Raw genomic sequence first — 19,671 nt, forward strand, 5'->3', positions numbered from 1 at the left:
CCGGCCCGCAGCAGCCGCACTGACCTGGACTGGTCCGTGCTGCACGCGGCCAAGACCGCTCCTATTCGAGCGGCGGCAGGGACGGGTCGTGTTCTATCCTCCGAAACGAGTGGGATCGGTTTCGGTCCCGCCCGGGATCTTGAGGAGGTGGGTCCGGTCACCGGTACCGACGCAGGGACCGACAACGGCCAGGCGGAGCGGCCCGAGGGCCAGGGCGTCAGCGCGGACGCGTCCGACGAGTCGACCACGGCTCGCAGCGCGCGCTTCGAGCGGGACGCGCTCGAATTCCTCGACCAGATGTACTCGGCCGCGCTGCGCATGACGCGCAACCCGGCCGACGCCGAGGACCTGGTGCAGGAGACGTACGCCAAGGCGTACGCGTCCTTCCACCAGTTCCGCGAGGGCACCAACCTCAAGGCGTGGCTGTACCGCATCCTCACGAACACCTTCATCAACTCCTACCGCAAGAAGCAGCGCGAGCCCCAGCGCTCCGCCGCGGAGGAGATCGAGGACTGGCAGCTCGCCCGTGCCGAGTCGCACATGTCGACGGGTCTGCGCTCCGCCGAGTCGCAGGCGCTCGACCACCTGCCCGACTCGGACGTGAAGGAAGCGCTCCAGGCCATCCCCGAGGAGTTCCGCATCGCCGTCTATCTCGCGGACGTCGAGGGGTTTGCCTACAAGGAGATCGCGGACATCATGGGGACACCCATCGGTACGGTGATGTCCCGGCTGCACCGGGGCCGCCGTCAGCTGCGCGGCATGCTGGAGGACTACGCCCGTGAGCGCGGGCTGGTCCCGGCCGGCGCCGGAGAGTCGAACGAAGCGAAAGGCTCGGGCTCATGAGCTGCGGAGAGCCGCACGAGACGGACTGCAGTGAGGTCCTCGACCACCTGTACGAGTTCCTCGACAGCGAGATGCCGGACGTCGACCGCGACAAGTTCCAGCACCACTTCGAGGAATGCTCGCCGTGCCTGGAGAAGTACGGCCTGGAGCAGGCCGTGAAGAAGCTGGTGAAGCGGTGCTGCGGGCATGACGACGTGCCCGCCGACCTGCGGGCCAAGGTCATGGGACGGATCGACCTGATCCGCTCCGGGCAGACCGTGCCGGAGCACGATGTGACCAAGGCCCCGGCGGCACCGCAGGAGTCCTGACACGCCGGGGCATATCACCCGAACGTGCTAATCCTCAGGTCATAAGCCCCGCACCCCCCGATGCCCGTCCTAGGCTCCGAGCCCGGAGGAGGCACGGTCGGGGAGGGGCGAGATGGACGCGGTACCGGCAAGGGCACGCGGCTATGTCGTCGCCGTCGCCCTGTCGGCCGTCTTCTGCCTGCTTCCCCTGCCGCGGACGCACACCCCCTGGTGGGAGCTGGCCCTGCTCGCCGCGCTGTACGCGGCCTGCGAGCACGCCGTACGCCGCCGCTTCGGCGGCACCTTCTACCCGGTGCTGCTCGCCGGCGCGTTCCTGCTGCCCCCGGCCGCCGCCGCGCTCGTCCCGGTGCCCGCCGCGCTGCTCACCCCGGTCGAGCACGGGCCCGCCCTGCTCCGGCGCGTGTGGCGGGCCGCGCAGCCCGCGCTCGCCGTGTGGGCCGCCGCCCGGACGCACCGCGCCCTCGGCGGCGAGGACGCCGTCGTCGGCTCCGACTTCCCCACCGCCCTGCTGCCGGCGGGCGCGGCCGTCCTCGCGTTCTGCCTGGTGCTCACCGCGCTCGACGGCGGCCTGCGCGCGGCGGCCGGGCTGGTGCCGCTGCGGCGGGCCTGGCGCGGGCTGCTGGCGCGCTCGCTGGCCCCGGTCGCGGTGCACGGACTCGCCGGCCTGATGATGGCCGTGCTCTGGCGCAGTCCCTACGGCCCGGTCGCCGCGCTCCTCGTGCTGCTGCCGATGGGCGTCTCCTGGTGGGTCTTCGCCCAGTACCACCGCGAACGCGCCGCCCACCAGGCCACCATCCGCGCCCTCGTCCAGGCCGTCGACATCAAGGACGGCTACACCCGCGGTCACAGCGAACGCGTCGGACACGCCTCCGTGCTGATCGCCCGCGAACTCGGCATGGACGACGACCGCGTCGAGGTGCTGCGCTTCGCTGGCATCCTGCACGACGTCGGCAAGCTGGGCGTGCCCACCCGGCTGCTGCGCAAGGACGGCCCGCTCACCCCGGAGGAGCGGCGGATCATCGAGCTGCACCCCGAGTACGGCCACGAGATGGTCCGCGGGATCTCCTTCCTCGGCGAGGCCCGCGCGGCCATCCTCCACCACCACGAACGGCTCGACGGCAGCGGCTACCCGTACGGCCTGGCGGGCAGCCAGATCCCCGAGTGCGCCCGGATCGTCGCCGTCGCGGATGCCTTCGACGCCATGACCTCCACCCGCTGCTACAGCAGGGCCCGCCCGGTCGAGGCCGCCGTCGCCGAGCTGGAGCGCTGCGCCGGGGCGCACTTCGACCCCCGTATGGTCGGCGCGCTCGTCCGCGCCCTGCGCCGCTCCGGCTGGCACCCGGCGGTCACCGCCGACGAACCGGCGCACGGCACCCCGCCCGCGGAGCGGGCCCCCAGCACCGGGGCGCCCCGATGACCACCCTGCGGCTGATCCACGGCGCCGCCGCCCTCGTCGCGGCCGGCTCCCTCGCCGTCACCCTCTGGACCGGCCTGCACGACCAGGGCGTCGCGCTCGCCTTCGGCGTGCTCATAGCCGTCGGCGAACTGACCCGGTGGAGCGACGAACAGGGACAGCGGCAGGCCGCGCCCCTCGGTGCCGCCGGCGCCCTGTCGTACGCCCTGCTCGGCGCCGACGCCGGGCGGCCCGGCCACCACGGCGCCGCCCAGGTCGTCACCGTCGTCCTCGTCGCCACCGTGCTCGGCGCCGTCCCGCACATCTGGTCCGGCCGCAGCCCCACCGTCGACCACCTGACCCGCCGGATCCTCACCGTCGGCTTCGCCGCCGTCTGCTTCCAACCCCTCTACGGCCAGGGCGTCTTCGCCCATTGGGGCGGTCCCGCCTACGCCCTCCTGCTGCTCACCCTGCTCGCCCTCACCTCCCTGTGCGGGGCGGTCCTGGCCGCCGCGCTCGCCCACTGCCGCACCCACTGGCCGTTCGGCCCCCTGCTGCGCGAGGAACTGCGCGGACTGCTCGGCATCGGCTCCGCGATCTGCTCGACCGGCGCGGTGATGGCGCTCGCGGTCGCCGTCGTCGGTCTGTGGGCGCTGCCCGTGTTCTGCCTGCCCATGCTGCTCGTCCAGCTCTCCCTGCGCCGGTACGCGGCCGTCCGCGCCACCTACCGGCAGACCATCGCCTCCCTCGCCCGCGCCACCGAGATCGCGGGCTGCACCCCCGCCGGGCACGCCCACCGCGTCGCCGCGCTCAGCCTCGCCGTCGGCCGGGACCTCGGCCTGACCGGGCCCGAACTGACCGTCCTGGAGTACGCGGCGCTGATGCACGACATCGGCCAGCTCAGCCTGGTCGACCCGGTCCCGGCCGGCGCCACCGCCGGCCTGCCCGCCGCGGAGCAGCGGCGCATCGCCCTGCTCGGTGGGGCCGTCGTCCGGCAGACCGGCGTGGACGCGGCCGTCGCCGTCGTCGTGGAACGGCAGGCCGACCCCTACCGGGAACAGCCGCTCGCCGCCCGCATCGTCCGGGCCGTGAACGCCTACGAGGAGAAGACCCGGGACGCCGGTCCCGAAGGCCCGCTGCGCGCACTGGAGGAGCTGCGGCTCGGCACCGCCGGGGACTACGCTCCCGAGGTCGTGGAGTCGCTCGCCCGGGTGCTGGCCAGGCCTCCCGGCGTGCGGGAGCGCGTGCCGGTGCGACGAACGGGACTGTCTGACCCCGCGCCCGGCTGGGTAACCCATGGGTAATGAGCGCCTTTCCCGCGGCACGTGGTTGGATGCGAGGGAGAGGGTGTCCGGGGGCACAAGCCAGCCCACAGCGGGAAATGGAACTGGCAGGCGGGAATCGTGAGGATCTTCGGCAAGGGACGGCACCGGCCCTCCGCCTCCTGGCGGCAGGCCACCGACCGCGCGTTCACACTCATCGGCGACGGCCGGTACGAGGACGCGGGCGAGCTGCTGACACGCGCCGCCGACCTGGAGCCCTGGCTGTCGGAGTCCTGGTTCAACCTCGCCCTGCTGCACAAGTTCCGGCACGACTGGGAGCAGGCGCGCGCGGCCGGACTGCGCGCGGTCGCCCTCCTCGACCGGGAGACCGGGGCTCCCGACTGGTGGAACGTCGGCATCGCCGCGACCGCCCTGCAGGACTGGCCGCTGGCCCGCCGCGCCTGGCAGGCGTACGGGCTGAAGGTGCCGGGGGGTGCCGCGGTCTCCGCGGAGCCCGTCGGCATGGAGCTGGGCAGTGCGGCCGTACGGCTCTCCCCGGAGGGGGAGGCCGAGGTGGTCTGGGGCCGCCGGCTGGACCCCGCGCGGATCGAGGTGCTGTCGATCCCGCTGCCCTCCTCCGGGCGGCGCTGGGGCGAGGTCGTGCTGCACGACGGCGTCCCGCACGGCGAGCGCACCACCTCGACCGGGCACTCCTACCCGGTCTTCGACGAGATCGAGCTGTGGGCGCCGTCGCCCGTGCCCACCTGGGTGGTCCTGCTGGAGGCGGCCACCGAGGCCGACCGGGACGCGCTGGAGCAACTGGCCGCGGACGCGGGCTTCGCGGCGGAGGACTGGTCGTCGTCGGTACGGCTGCTGTGCCGGATGTGCAGCGAGTCCCGTATGCCCTCCGACGAGGGCGAGGGGGTGCACCTGGACCCGCACGACCACAGCGAGCCGGGGCATCCCGGGCCGCTCGGACACCGGACGGACGGGCAGCTGTGGGTGCCGGAGCGGGAGTGTGGCGTCGCGGCCCCGGCATCGCTCGTGCGGGGGCTTCTCGACGGGTGGGTCGCCGACAGTCCGGACTCGAGGGACTGGCGCGATCTGGAAGAGGTCTGCTGACCGGGCGCCGTACCCTGTATCAGCAACATCTCTCCCTGTTCTTTGAGGAAGGCGTACGTCGGTCATGGCGCAGCAGGACACCGATCAGCAGCACGCGGGCGTGCTCCCCGTCGACGACGAGGGCTACGTCGTCGACACGGAGGACTGCGAGGAGCGCGAGAGGACCTGGCGCGAGCGCGGCACCTCCCGGCCGATCACGGTCGTCGGCAACCCGGTGCTGCACAAGGAGTGCAAGGACGTCACCGAGTTCGGCGAGGAGCTGCAGCAGCTGGTCGCCGACATGTTCGCCAGCCAGCGCACCGCCGAGGGCGTGGGCCTGGCCGCCAACCAGATCGGCGTCGACCTGAAGGTCTTCGTCTACGACTGCCCGGACGACGAGGGCGTCCGGCACGTCGGCGTGGTGTGCAACCCGAAGCTGGTCGACCTGCCCGCCGAGAAGCGCCGGCTGGACGACAGCAACGAGGGCTGTCTGTCGGTGCCCACGGCGTACGCGTCGCTCGCCCGTCCCGACTACGCCGAGGTGACCGGCCAGGACGAGCGGGGCAACCCGATCAAGGTCCGTGGCACCGGCTACTTCGCACGCTGTTTGCAGCACGAGACCGACCACCTCTACGGCTACCTGTACATCGACCGGTTGTCGAAGCGGGACCGCAAGGACGCGCTGCGGCAGATGGCGGAGAACGAGCCACGCTACCCCGTGGTCGCCAACGACTGATCAGCGCTGCGCAGTTGGGGCGCCCCGGCCGGGATCCTTCCTGGCCGGGGCGCCTTCGTGTTGCCGCGATTAGCTCGTTCGTGCGTCGTACAACCAGTCCCTTCTGTGCTCCTGATGATCTCTAACCAGTCAGACAGGGGGAGATTCGCGGCACCTTGGGGTGGTGAATGGAGCAAATCCGTTCCCACGACGGTCAGTTGTGGTGCTGAATGGAAGTGCGGGATACGCAACGGCGCACGCCCGGCACAACGGGAGGGGTGTGCGCTCCTGGCGGCTGAGAGGGGTTTGTTCGTGCAAGCTTTCCCACACAGCACCACAGCGACGCAGACGGCGGTCGTAGTCCCACCCTCACTGGCACTCCCGGTGATCGAGTCCGCCTTTCCCCGGCAACTGCATCCGTATTGGCCGAGACTCCAGGAGAAGACCCGGCTCTGGCTCCTGGAAAAGCGGCTCATGCCGCCGGTCAAGGTCCGGGAATATGCCGATGGCCTGTGCTACACCGACCTCATGGCGGGCTACTACACCGGCGCCCCCGGCGAGGTCCTGCAGGCCATAGCCGACTACAGCGCCTGGTTCTTCGTCTGGGACGACCGCCACGACCGTGACATCGTGCACGGCCGGGCGGGCGACTGGCGGCGGCTGCGGCACCGGCTGCACGCGGCTCTGGACGCACCCAGGCACCATCTGCACCACCCCGACCCGCTGGTGGCAGGCTTCGCGGACAGCGTGCTGCGGCTGTACGGCTTCCTGTCGCCCACCTGGAACCAGCGGTTCGCCCGGCACTTCCACGCGGTCATCGAGGCCTACGACCGTGAATTCCGCAACCGCACCGAGGGATACATACCCGGCGTCGAGGAATACCTCGCCCTGCGCCGGCTCACCTTCGCGCACTGGATATGGACCGACCTCCTCGAACTCAGTGCCGGATATGAACTCCCCGACGAGGTGCGGAAGAATCCGGCGTACCGCCGGGCGGCCCTTCTCAGTCAGGAATTCGCCGCCTGGTACAACGACCTCTGCTCACTGCCGAAGGAAATAGCGGGCGACGAGGTGCACAATCTCGGAATCAGCCTCATCACCCATGCGGGGCTGACGCTCGAAGAAGCGGTGGACGACGTCCGGCGGCGCGTCGTGGAATGCATCAGCGAATTCCTCGAAGCGGAGCAGGACGCCCTGAGGTTCGCCCGCGAGATCGACGACGGAACGGTCCACGGAAAAGAGTTGAGCACCGCCGTGCAGGCCTGCGTCGGCAATATGCGCAACTGGTTCAGCTCCGTCTACTGGTTCCACCACGAGTCCGGCCGGTACATGGTCGACAGCTGGGACGACCGCTCCACGCCCCCGTACGTCACGAACGAAGCGGCAGGTGAGAAATGACCGTCGAGTCCGTACAGCCCGCGAACACCGGGACCCCCGGGACGTCTGAGAACCCCGAGACCCCCGACCTGCGCGAACCGCCCCTGGCCGGGGGTGCCGTGCCCGTCCTCGGGCACGGTCTGAAACTGGTCCGCGACCCGCTCGCCTTCATGTCCGGGCTGCACGAGCACGGAGACGTCGTGCGTCTGAAGCTCGGCCCCAAGACGGTGTACGCCGTCACCACCCCGGCCCTCACCGGAGCACTGGCCCTCAACCCCGGCTTCAAGATCGACGGCCCGCTGTGGGAGTCCCTCGAAGGCCTGCTCGGCAAGGAGGGCGTGGCCACCGCGAACGGCCCCCGGCACCGCCGGCAGCGGCGCACCATACAGCCCGCGTTCCGGCTCGACGCGATACCCGACTACGGGCCGATCATGGAGGAGGAGGCGCACGCGCTGACCGACCGCTGGAAACCCGGCGGCACCATCGACTGCACCTCCGAGTCCTTCCGGGTCGCCGTCCGCATCGCGGCCCGCTGCCTGCTGCGCGGCGACTACATGGACGAGCGCGCGGAACGGCTCAGCATCGACCTCGCCACCGTCTTCCGTGGTATGTACCGCCGGATGGTGGTCCCGCTCGGTCCGCTCTACCGGCTGCCGTTCCCGGCCAACCGCGAATTCAACCGGGCGCTGGCCGATTTGCATCTGCTGGTGGACGAGATCGTCGCCGAGCGGAGGGCATCTGGTCAAAAGCCGGACGATTTGCTGACGGCATTGCTGGAGGCGAAGGACGACAATGGCGACCCCATCGGGGAACAGGAGATCCACGACCAGGTCGTCGCCATACTCACCCCCGGCAGCGAAACAGTGGCGTCCACGATCATGTGGCTGCTCCAGGTCCTCGCCGAACACCCGGAACACGCCGAGAAGGTACGGACCGAGGTCGAATCCGTGACCGGTGGCCGACCGGTCGGATTCGAGCACGTCCGCTCACTCACGCACACCAACAATGTCGTCGTCGAGGCCATGCGACTGCGGCCCGCCGTATGGATATTGACGCGGCGCGCGGTGACCGACACCGCGCTCGGCGGCTATCGCATTCCGGCGGGGGCGGACATCGTCTACAGCCCGTACGCCATCCAGCGTGACGCCCGCTCCTACGCCCGCCACCTCGACTTCGACCCCGACCGCTGGCTGCCCGAGCGGGCCAAGGAGGTGCCGAAGTACGCGATGAGCCCGTTCAGCGTGGGCAACCGCAAGTGCCCCAGCGACCACTTCTCCATGACCCAGCTGAGCCTGATCACCGCGGCGATCTCCGCGAAGTACCGCTTCGAGCAGGTCAGCGGGTCCGACGACACCACCCGCGTGGGCATCACGCTCCGCCCGCAGAACCTGCTGCTGCGGGCGATGCCCTGGTAGGCCACCTGGTACCGGCGCGCGCTCAGGCGGCCTCCGGGCCGCGGAACGCGCGCCGGTAGGCGTTCGGGGTCGTACCCAGCGCCCGGACGAACTGGTGCCGCAGCGCGGCGGCCGTACCGAACCCGGTGCGCCAGGCGATGGCGTCCATGGTCTCGTCCGTGCCCTCCAGCAACTCCTGTGCCAGCAGCACCCGTTGGCGAAGGATCCACCGGTACGGCGTGGTCCCGGTCTCCTGCTGGAAGCGCCGGGCGAAGGTGCGCGGCGCCATGTGGGCGCGGGCGGCGAGCTGCTCGACGGTCACCTCCTGCTCGAGGTGGGCCTCCATCCAGGCGAGCACCTCCCCGACCGTGTCGCAGGGCGCCTTCGGCAGGGGGCGCTCGATGAACTGCGCCTGCCCGCCGTCCCGGTGCGGCGGCACCACCATCCGGCGGGCGATCTTGTTGGCCACCTCCGGCCCCTGCTCCTTGCGCACGAGGTGCAGACAGGCGTCGATCCCGGCGGCGGTGCCGGCGGAGGTGATCACCGGGTCCTCGTCCACGTACAGCACGTCCGGCTCGACCGTGAGCCGCGGATAGCGCCGGGACAGCTGATCGGCGTGGTGCCAGTGCACCGCGCACCGCCGCCCGTCCAGCAGTCCCGCCGCGGCCAGCACGAACACCCCGGAGCAGACGCTGAGCACCCGGGTGCCCCGGTCCGCGGCCCGCCGCAGCGCCGCCAGCAGCTCCTCCGGATACGCGCGCTCCGCATAGGTCTCACCCGCCGGCACGGCGATCAGGTCGGCCTCCTCCAGCCGCTCCAGGCCGTACGGCGTGGACACGGTGAACCCGCAGTGGGTGCCCAGGACGGGCCCCTCCGCCGACACCACGGCGAAGTCGTACACGGGCAGCCCGTCGTCGCTGCGGTCGATGCCGAACACCTCGCACACGACACCCAGCTCGAAGGGATGCACCCCGTCCAGCAGCACTGCGGCCACGTTCTTCAGCATGCTGCCAGTGTGCCTCGGCAGTGGCAGTAATTCGAGGCTCTACGGCAGTCCTGCCACTCCCGGTAAGGGGTGTACGGCGCGACAGTGGTGTCCATGAACGGAAACCAGATCGAAGGCCTGATCGGAATGCTCGCCACCCTCGGGATCCTGGTCCTCCTGGTCCTCCCGTCCGTGCTCGGCATCGTGCGCGACCGGCGCATCGACCGCCAGCTCGGCGCGGCCGGGCGGCGCGGGACGCCCGGGCCCGCCGAGCCGGCGGAAGAGCCCGAGCCCCGCAGGAGGCGCCACGGCGCGGCCCGCCCCGCCTGACAGCAACCACGTACGACGCCGGAAGGCCCGCCCCGAAGGTCAGAAGTCCTCGTCGAAGTCGACGGTGCCTTCGACCGCGACCTGGTAGGCCGAGGGGCGGCGTTCGAAGAAGTTGGTCAGCTCCTGGACGCCCTGCAGCTCCATGAAGGAGAAGGGGTTCTCCGAGCCGTACACCGGGGCGAAGCCGAGGCGGGTGAGGCGCTGGTCGGCGGCACACTCCAGGTACTGGCGCATGGAGTCGGTGTTCATGCCGGGCAGGCCGTCGCCGCACAGGTCGCGCGCGAACTGCAGCTCGGCCTCCACGGCCTCCCTGAGCATGTCGGTGACCTGCTGACCGAGCTCCTCGTCGAAGAGGTCCGGCTCCTCCTTGCGGACGGTGTCGACCACGTCGAAGGCGAAGCTCATGTGCATGGTCTCGTCGCGGAACACCCAGTTGGTGCCGGTGGCGAGACCGTGCAGCAGGCCCCGGCTGCGGAACCAGTAGACGTAGGCGAAGGCGCCGTAGAAGAAGAGTCCTTCGATGCAGGCGGCGAAGCAGATCAGGTTGAGCAGGAAGCGGCGCCGGTCGGCCCTGGACTCCAGGCGCTCCAGCTTCTCGACCTCGTTGATCCACTTGAAGCAGAACTCGGCCTTCTCGCGGATGGAGGGGATGTTCTCCACGGCGGCGAAGGCGGCGGCGCGGTCGTCCGGGTCGGGCAGGTAGGTGTCCAGCAGCGTCAGATAGAACTGGACGTGCACGGCCTCCTCGAAGAGCTGGCGTGACAGGTACAGGCGCGCTTCGGGGGAGTTGATGTGCTTGTACAGCGTCAGCACGAGGTTGTTCGCGACGATCGAGTCGCCCGTCGCGAAGAACGCCACCAGGCGGCCGATGAGGTGCTGTTCTTCCGGTGTCAGCTTCGCGAGGTCGGCGACGTCGGAGTGGAGGTCGACCTCTTCGACGGTCCAGGTGTTCTTGATGGCGTCCCGGTAGCGCTCGTAGAAGTCGGGGTAGCGCATGGGGCGCAGGGTCAACTCGAAGCCCGGGTCGAGGAGGTTCTGGTTTCGGGTGGTCATTACTGGCAGGCCTCGCAGGACTCGGGGTTTTCCAGGGAGCAGGCGATCGCGTCGGGATCGGTGACCTGCTGGACGGGGACGGTGGCCTGCGCCTGGGCGGCGCGGGCGATGCGCGTCGCGGGGCGCGAGCGCAGGTAGTACGTCGTCTTCAGCCCGGACTTCCAGGCGTAGGCGTACATCGAGGAGAGCTTGCCGATGGTGGGCGTCTCCAGGAAGAGGTTGAGGGACTGCGCCTGGTCGAGGAACGGGGTGCGCGCCGCCGCCATGTCGATCAGACCGCGCTGCGGGATCTCCCACGCCGTGCGGTACAGGGCGCGGACGTCCTCGGGGATCCAGGCGAAGTCCTGCACCGAGCCGCTCGACTCGCGCAGCGCCTCACGGGTGCGGGCGTCCCACACGCCGAGCTTCTTCAGGTCGGCGACCAGGTAGGAGTTCACCTGGAGGAACTCGCCGGACAGCGTCTCGCGCTTGAACAGGTTGGACACCTGCGGCTCGATGCACTCGTACACGCCCGCGATGGAGGCGATGGTGGCGGTCGGCGCGATGGCCAGCAGCAGGCTGTTGCGCATGCCGGTCTCGGCGATCCGGGCGCGCAGTGCCGCCCAGCGCTCCGGCCACGTCAGCTCCACGTCGTAGTGGTCGGGGTGCAGCACACCCCGGGCGGTGCGGGTCTTCTCCCAGGCCGGCAGCGGGCCGTTGCGTTCGGCGAGGTCGGCGGACGCCTCGTACGCGGCGAGCATGATCCGCTCGGCGATCCGGGTGGAGAGGGTCTTCGCCTCGGGGGAGTCGAAGGGCAGGCGCAGCTTGAAGAAGACGTCCTGAAGGCCCATGGCGCCGAGGCCGACCGGGCGCCACCTGGCGTTGGACCGGCCCGCCTGCTCGGTCGGGTAGAAGTTGATGTCGACGACCCGGTCCAGGAAGGTGACGGCCGTGCGGACCGTCTCGTCCAGCCGCTCCCAGTCGATGTTCCCGCCCTGCACGAAGGCGCCGAGGTTGACGGACCCCAGGTTGCAGACGGCCGTCTCGCCGTCGTTGGTGACCTCCAGGATCTCGGTGCAGAGGTTGGAGGAGTGGATGACGTTGCCGGGTTCGGCGGTCTGGTTGGCGGTGCGGTTGGCGGCGTCCTTGAAGGTCATCCAGCCGTTGCCGGTCTGGGCGAGGGTGCGCATCATCCGGCCGTACAGGTCGCGGGCCGGGATGGTCTTCTTCGCCAGGCCCGCGGCCTCGGCCTCGCGGTAGGCGGCGTCGAACTCCTCGCCCCACAGGTCGACCAGCTCGGGCACGTCGGCGGGGGAGAACAGCGACCACTGCTCGTCGGCGTTGACCCGGCGCATGAACTCGTCCGGGATCCAGTGCGCGAGGTTGAGGTTGTGGGTGCGGCGGGCGTCCTCGCCGGTGTTGTCCCGCAGCTCCAGGAACTCCTCGATGTCGGAGTGCCAGGTCTCCAGGTAGACCGCCGCCGCGCCCTTGCGCCGGCCGCCCTGGTTCACCGCCGCCACCGAGGCGTCCAGCGTCTTCAGGAACGGCACGATCCCGTTGGAGTGCCCGTTCGTGCCCCGGATCAGCGAACCGCGCGAGCGGATGCGGGAGTAGGACAGGCCGATGCCGCCGGCGTGCTTCGACAGCCGGGCCACCTGGTGGTAGCGGTCGTAGATGGAGTCCAGCTCGTCCAGCGGAGAGTCCAGCAGGTAGCAGGACGACATCTGGGGGTGTCGCGTACCGGAGTTGAAGAGCGTGGGCGAGGACGGCAGGTAGTCCAGGCGGCTCATCAGCCGGTACAGCGCCGCGACTTCGTCCACGGAGCGGGTCGTGTCGTCCTCCGCCAGGCCGCTCGCCACGCGCAGCAGGAAGTGCTGGGGCGTCTCCACGACCTTGCGGGTGACCGGGTGGCGCAGCAGGTAGCGGCTGTGCAGGGTGCGCAGACCGAAGTAGCCGAACCGGTCGTCGGCCGTGGGGTCGACCAGCGCGTCGAGGCGCTCGGCGTGCAGCCGCACGAACTCGGCGGTTCGGTCGGCGATCAGGCCCTCGCGCCGGCCGACCGCGATGGACTCGGTGAAGGACGTCACGCCCTGGGAGGCGGCCTCGTCGCGGATCGCGAGGGTCAGCAGCCGGGCGGCCAGCTTCGAGTAGGCGGGGTCCTCGGAGATGAGCCCGGCGGCGGCCTCCGTGGCCAGCTCCCGCAGCTCCGCTTCGTCGGCCCGCGCGGACCGGCCGCGCAGCGCGGCGGCGGCGACCCGGCCCGGGTCGGCGTCGGGCAGGTCGGCGGTCAGCTCGGTCAGGGTCCGCAGCAGCGCGGCACCGGGACCGTCGGTCTCCAGCTCGCTGACTGAAGCCGGGTCGGCTGGCGCGATGGTCACGTGGGGCTCTCCCTCGCTCGGCACGGGGCCTGGCGGGGGGCGGGGGCAGTCACGAGCGCGCACGGCGTCGCGTCCACCGGCCCACTCCACGAGGCCCGGACGTCAGAACCACCCGGGCCTGGACGGCCGGGTGCGCCGCCGGCAGGTCTTCGGACTCGACAGGCGTGCGGAGGCACGCGAGTACACCGTTGCGGGACAGTTCCGGATTCGCACCGGATTCCCCTGCGACGACAGCGAGGACGAGCATACATCTAGTGCCGGGCTGCCATGTCACCCCCAGATGTAGTGCTGATCCGGTCTCAGAGGGTCAACTCGTACGCCAGGAGCGTGAGGTCGTCGCGGCCCGGCAGGGGGTTCCAGTCCCGCTCGGGGGCACGGACGAGACCGATGCGGGTGTAGATGCGGTGGGCGGTGTGCATGGTCCGCTGGGTGGAGAGGACCACGCGCACGCACCCCTCGGTGGCCCGCGCGCGCTCGATGCAGGCCCGCACCAGCGCCTCGCCGACTCCTTGGCCCCGGGCCGCCGGGGCGACCGCGAGCATCCGGATCTCGGCCTCTCCCGGGCCCGCGATGTCGGTCATGGGGCCGCCGGAGCGGACGAAGGTGACCCCGCCGAGGAGGACGCCGTCACGGACGGCCACGAGGACGTCCGCGGCGGCGGCCCGCTTGGCCACGTCCCTCAGCTCGCCGAGGTACCAGCCGCTCTCGTCGAAGGCGAGGAGGCCGTCGCCGAGGTAGGCCTCGGCGGTGATCTCGCCCAGGGCGTCGTACTCGTCGGGAGCGGCCCGCCGGATCACGAAGTCCATGACACCGAGTCTGCCGCAGGGGCACGGCGAGGGTGCCTGGGAATCCGTGGGGGCGCTTGCCGGGTTGCGGGGCGGACTGCCGGTGTCTTCGCCGGTCTCGGAAGGAGCCCGCGCCATGACGGCGTGGCGCCGGGTCCGACCGAACTTCAAGCGCATGGCCAGGCAACGGTGCGCCGAGGAAGCGCCGCGCGGCATCCTGCCACGCACCAAGAACGACCGGGTCCGGCCGTGACTGCTCGCGGACGACAAGGTGGTCGTCATCGCCGACGGGCCGGAAGAGGCGGTCCTGGACGAGCGCCTCCAGGAGGGCAGGGCCCGGCACCGCCGCCCCGTCCGCGTCGGGCAGCGCCCGTACCCGCCCCGGGGCAGTGTTCCCCGGGGCGGGATCCGCGAGCCCTTCTGCCGCCGGCAGCAGGTCCGGGCGGCGACGGCCGGGCGCACGCGTGAACGGGGCGCCCGGCCGGGACGTGGGCTAGTGAGCGCTGCCCGCGGTGGCCGGCGGCAGCTCCACCTGGACACCGGGGTCGCCGGCGTCCGCGGTGTAGTCCTCCGGCCGGGTCTCGTCGACGCCCTCAGGGGCCTTGACGGCCTTCAGGACGAGGGTGAGGAGCACGGTCACCAGGACGTTCAGGACGAACGCGGTGAGGCCGATGTAGCCGATCTCCCCGATGCCGGGGATCTCCTTCGCGGAGCCGCCGAAGTGCTTCTGCGTCGGCGAGGCCACGCCGTAGGCCCTTGTAGATGTTGCGCGTGAAGAGGTTGGCCGCCGCGATGGACATGATCGCCGCCGGGACCAGCGCGCCGATGCCGATCGCGGCGAACGCCACGCCCGCGAACCAGTCCGGGAACATGCCCTCGAACAGCTGCGGGATGGCCAGCTGGCCGTTGGTGACCTTCACGCCGGCCGCGATCGCCATGAACCCGAGCAGGGCGAGCAGGCCCAGCATGAGCGAGTACAGCGGCAGGATCGTGGTGTTGCGGCGGATCACCTCACGGCTCCTGGACGACAGGGTCGCGGTGATCGAGTGCGGGTACATGAACAGCGCCAGCGCGGAGCCGAGGGCCAGCGTGGCGTACGTCCACTGTCCCGCCTCGCCCGGCGCGAGCGCCCCGCGTGGCGCCTTCGTGGCCGGGTTGACCTGGCTGAAGGCCTCACCCGCCTTGGCGAAGATGTCGTCGAACCCGCCCAGCTTGATCGGGATGTAGATGATCGCCACCGCGATGACGATGTAGATCAGCGTGTCCTTGACGAACGCGATCAGCGCGGGGGCACGCAGACCGGACGAGTAGGTGTAGGCCGCCAGCACACCGAAGGCGATGAGCAGCGGCAGGTCCTTCACGAACCAGTTGGTGTTCTCGCCGCCGCCGACGCCCATCACGTCCAGCACCGCCTGGATGCCGACGAGCTGGAGCGCGATGTACGGCATCGTCGCCAGGATGCCGGTCACCGCCACCGCCAGCGACAGGCCCTTCGAGCCGAACCGTCCGCGCACGAAGTCGGAGGTGGTGACGTACCCGTGGCGGTGCGAGACCGACCACAGACGGGGCAGGAACGTGAAGATCAGCGGGTACACCAGAATCGTGTACGGCACCGCGAAGAACCCGGCCGCGCCCGCCGCGTAGATCGCCGCGGGAACGGCGACGAAGGTGTACGCCGTGTACAGGTCACCGCCCAGCAGGAACCAGGTGATCCAGGTGCCGAAGGACCGGCCGCCCAGACCCCATTCGTCCAGGGAGTGCTCGTTCTCGGCCCTGCGCCAGCGCGCGGCCAGGAAGCCCACGACCGTGACGGCCAGGAAGAAGAAGATGAAGACGCCGAGCGCGACGCCGTTCACACCGTCCTTCACTTCACCGCACCCCCGTTCGTGTCCTTGCGGCCACGCTGGTCACGCTGCCAGAGCTTGTACGCCAGCATCGTGAGCGCGGTGGAGATCAGCACCCAGAGCATCTGGTACCAGTAGAAGAACGGGATCCCGATGAACGCGGGATCCGTCTTGGCGTACGAGCCGACCCACAGCATCGCCACGAAGGGCGCGACGAGACACAAGGCGATGATCACCCTGACCGGTGTCACCACCGGTGGTCTCACTTCAGGCGTTTCGGACATGCCACGGCTCCGTCCCTCGCTGATCACCTGTGTAATGAGCAGGCAATCTAGGTGACGGTGTCGCGAGAGTGGAAGACCTCGTCCGCATATCGGTATATCGATTCAGCGAACATGCCGGGCTCCGGCAGTCCGGAGGTTACTCCGCCGGCCGCTTGAGCCGGGCCACGAACTTGTACCGGTCCCCGCGGTACACCGACCGCACCCACTCCACCGGCTTGCCCTCGCGGTCCAGCGAGTGCCGGGAGAGCATCAGCATCGGCAGGCCCACGTCGGTGCCGAGCAGCCCCGCCTCCCGCGGCGTGGCCAGGGAGGTCTCGATGGTCTCCTCGGCCTCGGCGAGGTGGACGTCGTAGACCTCGGCGAGCGCGGTGTACAGGGACGTGTACTTCACCAGCGAGCGCCTGAGGGCCGGGAAGCGCTTGGCCGACAGGTGGGTGGTCTCGATGGCCATCGGCTCGCCGTTGGCCATGCGCAGCCGCTCGATGCGCAGCACACGCCCGCCGGCCGTGATGTCCAGCAGCTCGGCGAGCCGGTCGTCGGCGGTGACGTACCCGATGTCCAGCAGCTGCGAGGTCGGCTCCAGGCCCTGGGCGCGCATGTCCTCGGTGTAGGAGGTGAGCTGCAGCGCCTGGGAGACCTTGGGCTTGGCCACGAAGGTGCCCTTGCCCTGGATGCGTTCGAGCCGGCCCTCCACGACCAGCTCCTGCAGGGCCTGGCGCACCGTGGTGCGGGAGGTGTCGAACTCGGCGGCCAGCGTGCGCTCGGGCGGGACCGGGGTGCCCGGCGCCTGCGTCTCCGTCATGTCGAGCAGGTGCTTCTTCAAGCGGTAGTACTTCGGCACGCGCGCGGTACGGGTGGTGCCGGCCTCGTTCTCCGCACTGCTGACGTCGGTGCTCATGCTCTGCCTTCCCGGCTCCTGATGCCGAAAGCGACCGACATCCCCATCGGCCACGGCTCACATCGTGGCACGGGTTGCCGTGTCAGTACTCCACCCGCACGCTCCGTGATCTCCTCTATATACCGTTGCGCCCGCTGTTGGTCTAGTCCATCGGGAGGGTGAGCCCGGTGAGCCCGCTGGGCGGGCCCGCCCTCCCACGGGGCGCCCCGGGCTAGATCCCCTGCCAGTCCGGCTTGTTGGCGTACGTGTGCCGGAAGTAGTCGGCCAGCTTCAGCTTGGACGCGGCGGCCTCGTCGGCGACGACCGTGGCGTGCGGGTGGAGCTGGAGCGCGGAGGCCGGGCAGACGGCCGCCACCGGGCCCTCGACGGTCGCGGCGACCGCGTCCGCCTTGCCCTCGCCGGTCGCCAGCAGCACCAGGTGGCGGGCCTCCAGGATCGTCCCGATGCCCTGGGTGATGACGTGGTGCGGGACCTGCTCGATGTCGCCGTCGAAGAAGCGGGCGTTGTCGATCCGCGTCTGCTCGGTCAGCGTCTTGATCCGGGTGCGCGAGGCGAGCGAGGAGCACGGCTCGTTGAACCCGATGTGCCCGTCGGTCCCGATGCCGAGCAGTTGCAGGTCCACCCCGCCGGCCTCGGCGAGCGCCCGGTCGTAGGCCTCGCACGCCGCCTGGACGTCCCGCGCCGTGCCGTCCGGCCCCATGAACGCTTCCATGCCTATGCCCAGCGGCTCCAGCACCTCACGGCGCAGCACCGAGCGGTAGGACTCGGGGTGCGCCGCGGGCAGTCCCACGTACTCGTCGAGCTGGACTATCCGCGCCCGGGAGGCGTCCACGGCGCCGGAGCGCACCTTGGCGGCCAGTGCCTGGTAGACGGGCAGCGGGGTGGAGCCGGTGGCCACGCCGAGCAGGGCGTCGGGCTTGCGTCGCAGCAGCTGCGCCATGGCCTCGGCGATCAGCTCGCCGCCCGCCGCGGCGTCCGGAACGATGACAACTTCCACGCTGGGCCTGCCGTTCTGAAGAGGGCTCTGTGCGTCTCTATGTGGTTTAGACCAATCTAACAGAATCGGCGTTCCGGGGCGCGGGAAAACGGGGTCGGACGCGGGGCCGGGCAGCCCTCAGACGAGGGAACCTCCCGTCGCGTCCAGCCAGTGCCCGGTCACCCAGCGGCCGTCCTCCGAGACCAGGAAGGCCACCACGTCGGCGATGTCCGCCGGCGTGCCCACCCGGCCCAGCGCCGAGTAGCCGGCCGCCCGCTGCCACGCCTCGTCGCTCGCGCGCAGCCAGGAGGCGTTGACGTCGGTGTCCACGATGCCGGGCGCCACCGAGTTGACCGTGATCCCGCGGGGGCCGAGCACCTTGGACAGGTCCCGGGTGAAGACGTCCAAAGCCGCCTTCGTCATCGAGTACGCCATCAGTTCGGGCATGGCGGCCGTCCGGGAGAGGCCGGACGATATGGTCACCACCCGGCCGCCGTCCCGCAGCCGCTCCGCCCCGAGCCGGGTGAGGAAGAACGGGGCCTTCACGTTCACCGCGAAGAGCCGGTCGTACTCCTCCTCGTCGATGTCCGCGAACGGGCGGGCCGTGCCGATGCCCGCGTTGTGCACGAGGATGTCCAGCCCGTCCGCGTGCCGGTCGAACTCCGTCCATAGTCGTGCGGCGTCGCCGGGCGCCCCCAGTTCCACCCCGAGCGGGAACGCGGAGCCGCCGGCGGCCTCGATGGCCGCGACCGTCTCCTTCGCGGCGGTCTCGTCGCGCCCGTAGTGCACCGCCACCCGCGCCCCGTCGCGCCCCAGCCGTTCCGCGATGCCCCGTCCGATGCCCCGGCTCGCGCCCGTGACCAGCGCCGTCTTCCCCGTGAGCACGCCCATGTCCGCCCCCTTCAGATTTGTATAGCGGTCGCTACAAAAAGAACGTACACCACCCCGCCGACAATTTTCTAGGGGGCGCTATAAAATAGTCCCCATGGCGACGGGTCAGGACACGCGGACAGAGGGCGGCACGGGCAGGACGCGGGGCCGGCCGCGCTCCTTCGACCGGGCCACCGCGCTGGAGAAGGCGCTGATGGCGTTCTGGGAGCACGGGTACGAGGCCACCTCGGTCTCCGACCTCACCCGGCTCATGGGCATCGGCGCGCCCAGCCTGTACGCGGCCTTCGGTGACAAGCGGACCCTGTTCGACGAGGTCGTCCGGGTCTACGCCGGCTCGCACGGCGCCTTCACCGACCGCGCCCTCGCCGAGGAGCCCACGGCGCGGGCGGGCGTCGCCCGCATGCTCCGCGAGGCCGCCGCCGAGTACACCGACCCCGCCCACCCGCACGGCTGCCTGATCGTCCACGCGGCCACCAACTGCACCAGCCCCGAGGTGGAGACGCTGCTGCGGGACATGCGCAACGCCAACATCGCCACCGTCGAGAGCCGGATTCGGGCGGACATCGCGGCCGGGCTGCTGCCGGCCGGCACCGACGCCGCCGCTCTCGCCCGGCACACCGGCGCGGTGATCCAGGGCATGTCCCAGCAGGCCCGCGACGGCGCACGCCGGGAGGAACTGGAAGCACTCGCTGAAATTGCCATGGCCGTCTGGCCCCACGATTGACCCGAGCGGGCTAGGCTGCGTGGCATCGCGTGCCGGCGCCCCCGCGGCGCGGACGCCCCCACACCATGGACACGCCGTGGTGGTCTAGTCCACAATCGGGAACAACACGCTTCCGTCTTCCCCGCACAGGAAGACGGATCGAGGAACCGGC

18 protein-coding genes, 1 pseudogene and 1 riboswitch are annotated in these 19,671 nt (G+C 70.8%); of the genes and pseudogenes, 10 read left to right on the plus strand and 9 right to left on the minus strand.

Features of this window, described 5'->3' with window-relative positions:
• The first annotated feature begins 147 nt into the window (after nt 1–147).
• From OO52_RS35600 to OO52_RS35635, 8 genes are all read left to right on the plus strand, one after another.
• A complete protein-coding gene (locus OO52_RS35600; RefSeq protein WP_030657157.1) occupies nt 148–843 on the plus strand; it encodes a sigma-70 family RNA polymerase sigma factor in 696 nt (231 codons plus the stop codon).
• Nucleotides 840–1,151 carry a mycothiol system anti-sigma-R factor gene (gene rsrA, locus OO52_RS35605; RefSeq protein ID WP_030657159.1) on the plus strand — a complete coding sequence of 104 codons (312 nt, stop codon included), beginning with the start codon at nt 840–842 and terminating at the stop codon, nt 1,149–1,151. Before OO52_RS35600 ends, rsrA begins: the two co-directional genes overlap by 4 nt.
• Nucleotides 1,152–1,263: 112 nt before the next feature.
• Nucleotides 1,264–2,568 carry an HD-GYP domain-containing protein gene (locus OO52_RS35610; protein WP_030657162.1) on the plus strand — a complete coding sequence of 435 codons (1,305 nt, stop codon included), beginning with the start codon at nt 1,264–1,266 and terminating at the stop codon, nt 2,566–2,568.
• Nucleotides 2,565–3,848 carry an HD-GYP domain-containing protein gene (locus OO52_RS35615; RefSeq protein ID WP_030657164.1) on the plus strand — a complete coding sequence of 428 codons (1,284 nt, stop codon included), beginning with the start codon at nt 2,565–2,567 and terminating at the stop codon, nt 3,846–3,848. Before OO52_RS35610 ends, OO52_RS35615 begins: the two co-directional genes overlap by 4 nt.
• A 99-nt stretch (nt 3,849–3,947) precedes the next feature.
• Complete coding sequence (locus OO52_RS35620; RefSeq protein ID WP_030657166.1) at nt 3,948–4,928, plus strand: hypothetical protein; 981 nt, start codon at nt 3,948–3,950, stop codon at nt 4,926–4,928.
• A 64-nt stretch (nt 4,929–4,992) separates the two neighbouring features.
• Nucleotides 4,993–5,643, plus strand: coding sequence for a peptide deformylase (def, locus tag OO52_RS35625; protein WP_030657168.1), 651 nt, complete (start codon nt 4,993–4,995; stop codon nt 5,641–5,643).
• A 291-nt stretch (nt 5,644–5,934) separates the two neighbouring features.
• Nucleotides 5,935–7,020 carry an epi-isozizaene synthase gene (cyc1, locus tag OO52_RS35630; protein WP_106972118.1) on the plus strand — a complete coding sequence of 362 codons (1,086 nt, stop codon included), beginning with the start codon at nt 5,935–5,937 and terminating at the stop codon, nt 7,018–7,020.
• Complete coding sequence (locus tag OO52_RS35635) at nt 7,017–8,414, plus strand: cytochrome P450 (protein WP_030657172.1); 1,398 nt, start codon at nt 7,017–7,019, stop codon at nt 8,412–8,414. The genes cyc1 and OO52_RS35635 overlap by 4 nt, the downstream gene beginning before the upstream one ends.
• 22 nt (nt 8,415–8,436) lie before the next feature.
• Here the strand turns inward: OO52_RS35635 and OO52_RS35640 are convergent, their stop codons facing one another.
• Nucleotides 8,437–9,399 (minus strand): GlxA family transcriptional regulator, encoded by a 963-nt coding sequence (locus OO52_RS35640; RefSeq protein WP_030657175.1) that lies wholly within the window; start codon nt 9,397–9,399, stop codon nt 8,437–8,439.
• 93 nt (nt 9,400–9,492) lie between these two features.
• Between OO52_RS35640 and OO52_RS35645 the strand changes: the two genes are divergently transcribed.
• Nucleotides 9,493–9,708: a hypothetical protein gene (locus OO52_RS35645; RefSeq protein ID WP_231406401.1), complete on the plus strand. Its 216-nt coding sequence runs from the start codon at nt 9,493–9,495 to the stop codon at nt 9,706–9,708.
• Between the two features lie 39 nt (nt 9,709–9,747).
• Here OO52_RS35645 and OO52_RS35650 read toward each other — a convergent pair whose 3' ends face one another.
• From OO52_RS35650 to OO52_RS35685, 8 genes and pseudogenes are all read right to left on the minus strand, one after another.
• A complete protein-coding gene (locus OO52_RS35650) occupies nt 9,748–10,761 on the minus strand; it encodes a ribonucleotide-diphosphate reductase subunit beta (RefSeq protein WP_030657179.1) in 1,014 nt (337 codons plus the stop codon).
• Nucleotides 10,761–13,118: a ribonucleoside-diphosphate reductase subunit alpha gene (locus OO52_RS35655; RefSeq protein ID WP_030657181.1), complete on the minus strand. Its 2,358-nt coding sequence runs from the start codon at nt 13,116–13,118 to the stop codon at nt 10,761–10,763. Before OO52_RS35655 ends, OO52_RS35650 begins: the two co-directional genes overlap by 1 nt.
• Nucleotides 13,119–13,241: 123 nt before the next feature.
• Nucleotides 13,242–13,400: riboswitch (cobalamin riboswitch) on the minus strand.
• 17 nt (nt 13,401–13,417) lie between these two features.
• Nucleotides 13,418–13,924, minus strand: coding sequence for a GNAT family N-acetyltransferase (locus OO52_RS35660; RefSeq protein ID WP_030657183.1), 507 nt, complete (start codon nt 13,922–13,924; stop codon nt 13,418–13,420).
• 472 nt (nt 13,925–14,396) lie between these two features.
• Nucleotides 14,397–15,771: pseudogene (locus tag OO52_RS35665) on the minus strand (sodium:solute symporter family protein).
• Nucleotides 15,768–16,031: a DUF3311 domain-containing protein gene (locus OO52_RS35670; RefSeq protein WP_106972114.1), complete on the minus strand. Its 264-nt coding sequence runs from the start codon at nt 16,029–16,031 to the stop codon at nt 15,768–15,770. Before OO52_RS35670 ends, OO52_RS35665 begins: the two are co-directional and overlap by 4 nt.
• Nucleotides 16,032–16,167: 136 nt before the next feature.
• Nucleotides 16,168–16,929, minus strand: a complete 762-nt coding sequence (locus tag OO52_RS35675) for a GntR family transcriptional regulator (protein WP_030657187.1) — start codon at nt 16,927–16,929, stop codon at nt 16,168–16,170.
• Between the two features lie 211 nt (nt 16,930–17,140).
• A complete protein-coding gene (nagB, locus tag OO52_RS35680) occupies nt 17,141–17,926 on the minus strand; it encodes a glucosamine-6-phosphate deaminase (protein WP_030657189.1) in 786 nt (261 codons plus the stop codon).
• 117 nt (nt 17,927–18,043) lie between these two features.
• Nucleotides 18,044–18,796 (minus strand): SDR family oxidoreductase, encoded by a 753-nt coding sequence (locus OO52_RS35685; protein WP_030657191.1) that lies wholly within the window; start codon nt 18,794–18,796, stop codon nt 18,044–18,046.
• Between the two features lie 94 nt (nt 18,797–18,890).
• Here OO52_RS35685 and OO52_RS35690 point away from each other — a divergent pair, with 94 nt between their 5' ends.
• Nucleotides 18,891–19,520, plus strand: coding sequence for a TetR/AcrR family transcriptional regulator (locus OO52_RS35690; protein ID WP_030657192.1), 630 nt, complete (start codon nt 18,891–18,893; stop codon nt 19,518–19,520).
• Nucleotides 19,521–19,671 lie beyond the last annotated feature (151 nt).

It is taken from the genome of Streptomyces flaveolus (genome assembly GCF_000716535.1).
In the GTDB taxonomy this organism is placed as follows: Bacteria; Actinomycetota; Actinomycetes; order Streptomycetales; family Streptomycetaceae; genus Streptomyces; species Streptomyces flaveolus_A.

Coding starts and splice junctions, on each gene's coding strand:
- OO52_RS35645 (WP_231406401.1), top strand. CDS start 9,493: ATGAACGGAAACCAGATCGAAGGCCTGATCGGAATGCTCGCCACCCTC.
- OO52_RS35640 (WP_030657175.1), bottom strand. CDS start 9,399: ATGCTGAAGAACGTGGCCGCAGTGCTGCTGGACGGGGTGCATCCCTTC.
- OO52_RS35650 (WP_030657179.1), bottom strand. CDS start 10,761: ATGACCACCCGAAACCAGAACCTCCTCGACCCGGGCTTCGAGTTGACC.
- OO52_RS35675 (WP_030657187.1), bottom strand. CDS start 16,929: ATGAGCACCGACGTCAGCAGTGCGGAGAACGAGGCCGGCACCACCCGT.
- OO52_RS35635 (WP_030657172.1), top strand. CDS start 7,017: ATGACCGTCGAGTCCGTACAGCCCGCGAACACCGGGACCCCCGGGACG.
- OO52_RS35610 (WP_030657162.1), top strand. CDS start 1,264: ATGGACGCGGTACCGGCAAGGGCACGCGGCTATGTCGTCGCCGTCGCC.
- rsrA (WP_030657159.1), top strand. CDS start 840: ATGAGCTGCGGAGAGCCGCACGAGACGGACTGCAGTGAGGTCCTCGAC.
- OO52_RS35615 (WP_030657164.1), top strand. CDS start 2,565: ATGACCACCCTGCGGCTGATCCACGGCGCCGCCGCCCTCGTCGCGGCC.
- OO52_RS35685 (WP_030657191.1), bottom strand. CDS start 18,796: ATGGGCGTGCTCACGGGGAAGACGGCGCTGGTCACGGGCGCGAGCCGG.
- OO52_RS35660 (WP_030657183.1), bottom strand. CDS start 13,924: ATGGACTTCGTGATCCGGCGGGCCGCTCCCGACGAGTACGACGCCCTG.
- OO52_RS35670 (WP_106972114.1), bottom strand. CDS start 16,031: ATGTCCGAAACGCCTGAAGTGAGACCACCGGTGGTGACACCGGTCAGG.
- def (WP_030657168.1), top strand. CDS start 4,993: ATGGCGCAGCAGGACACCGATCAGCAGCACGCGGGCGTGCTCCCCGTC.
- OO52_RS35690 (WP_030657192.1), top strand. CDS start 18,891: ATGGCGACGGGTCAGGACACGCGGACAGAGGGCGGCACGGGCAGGACG.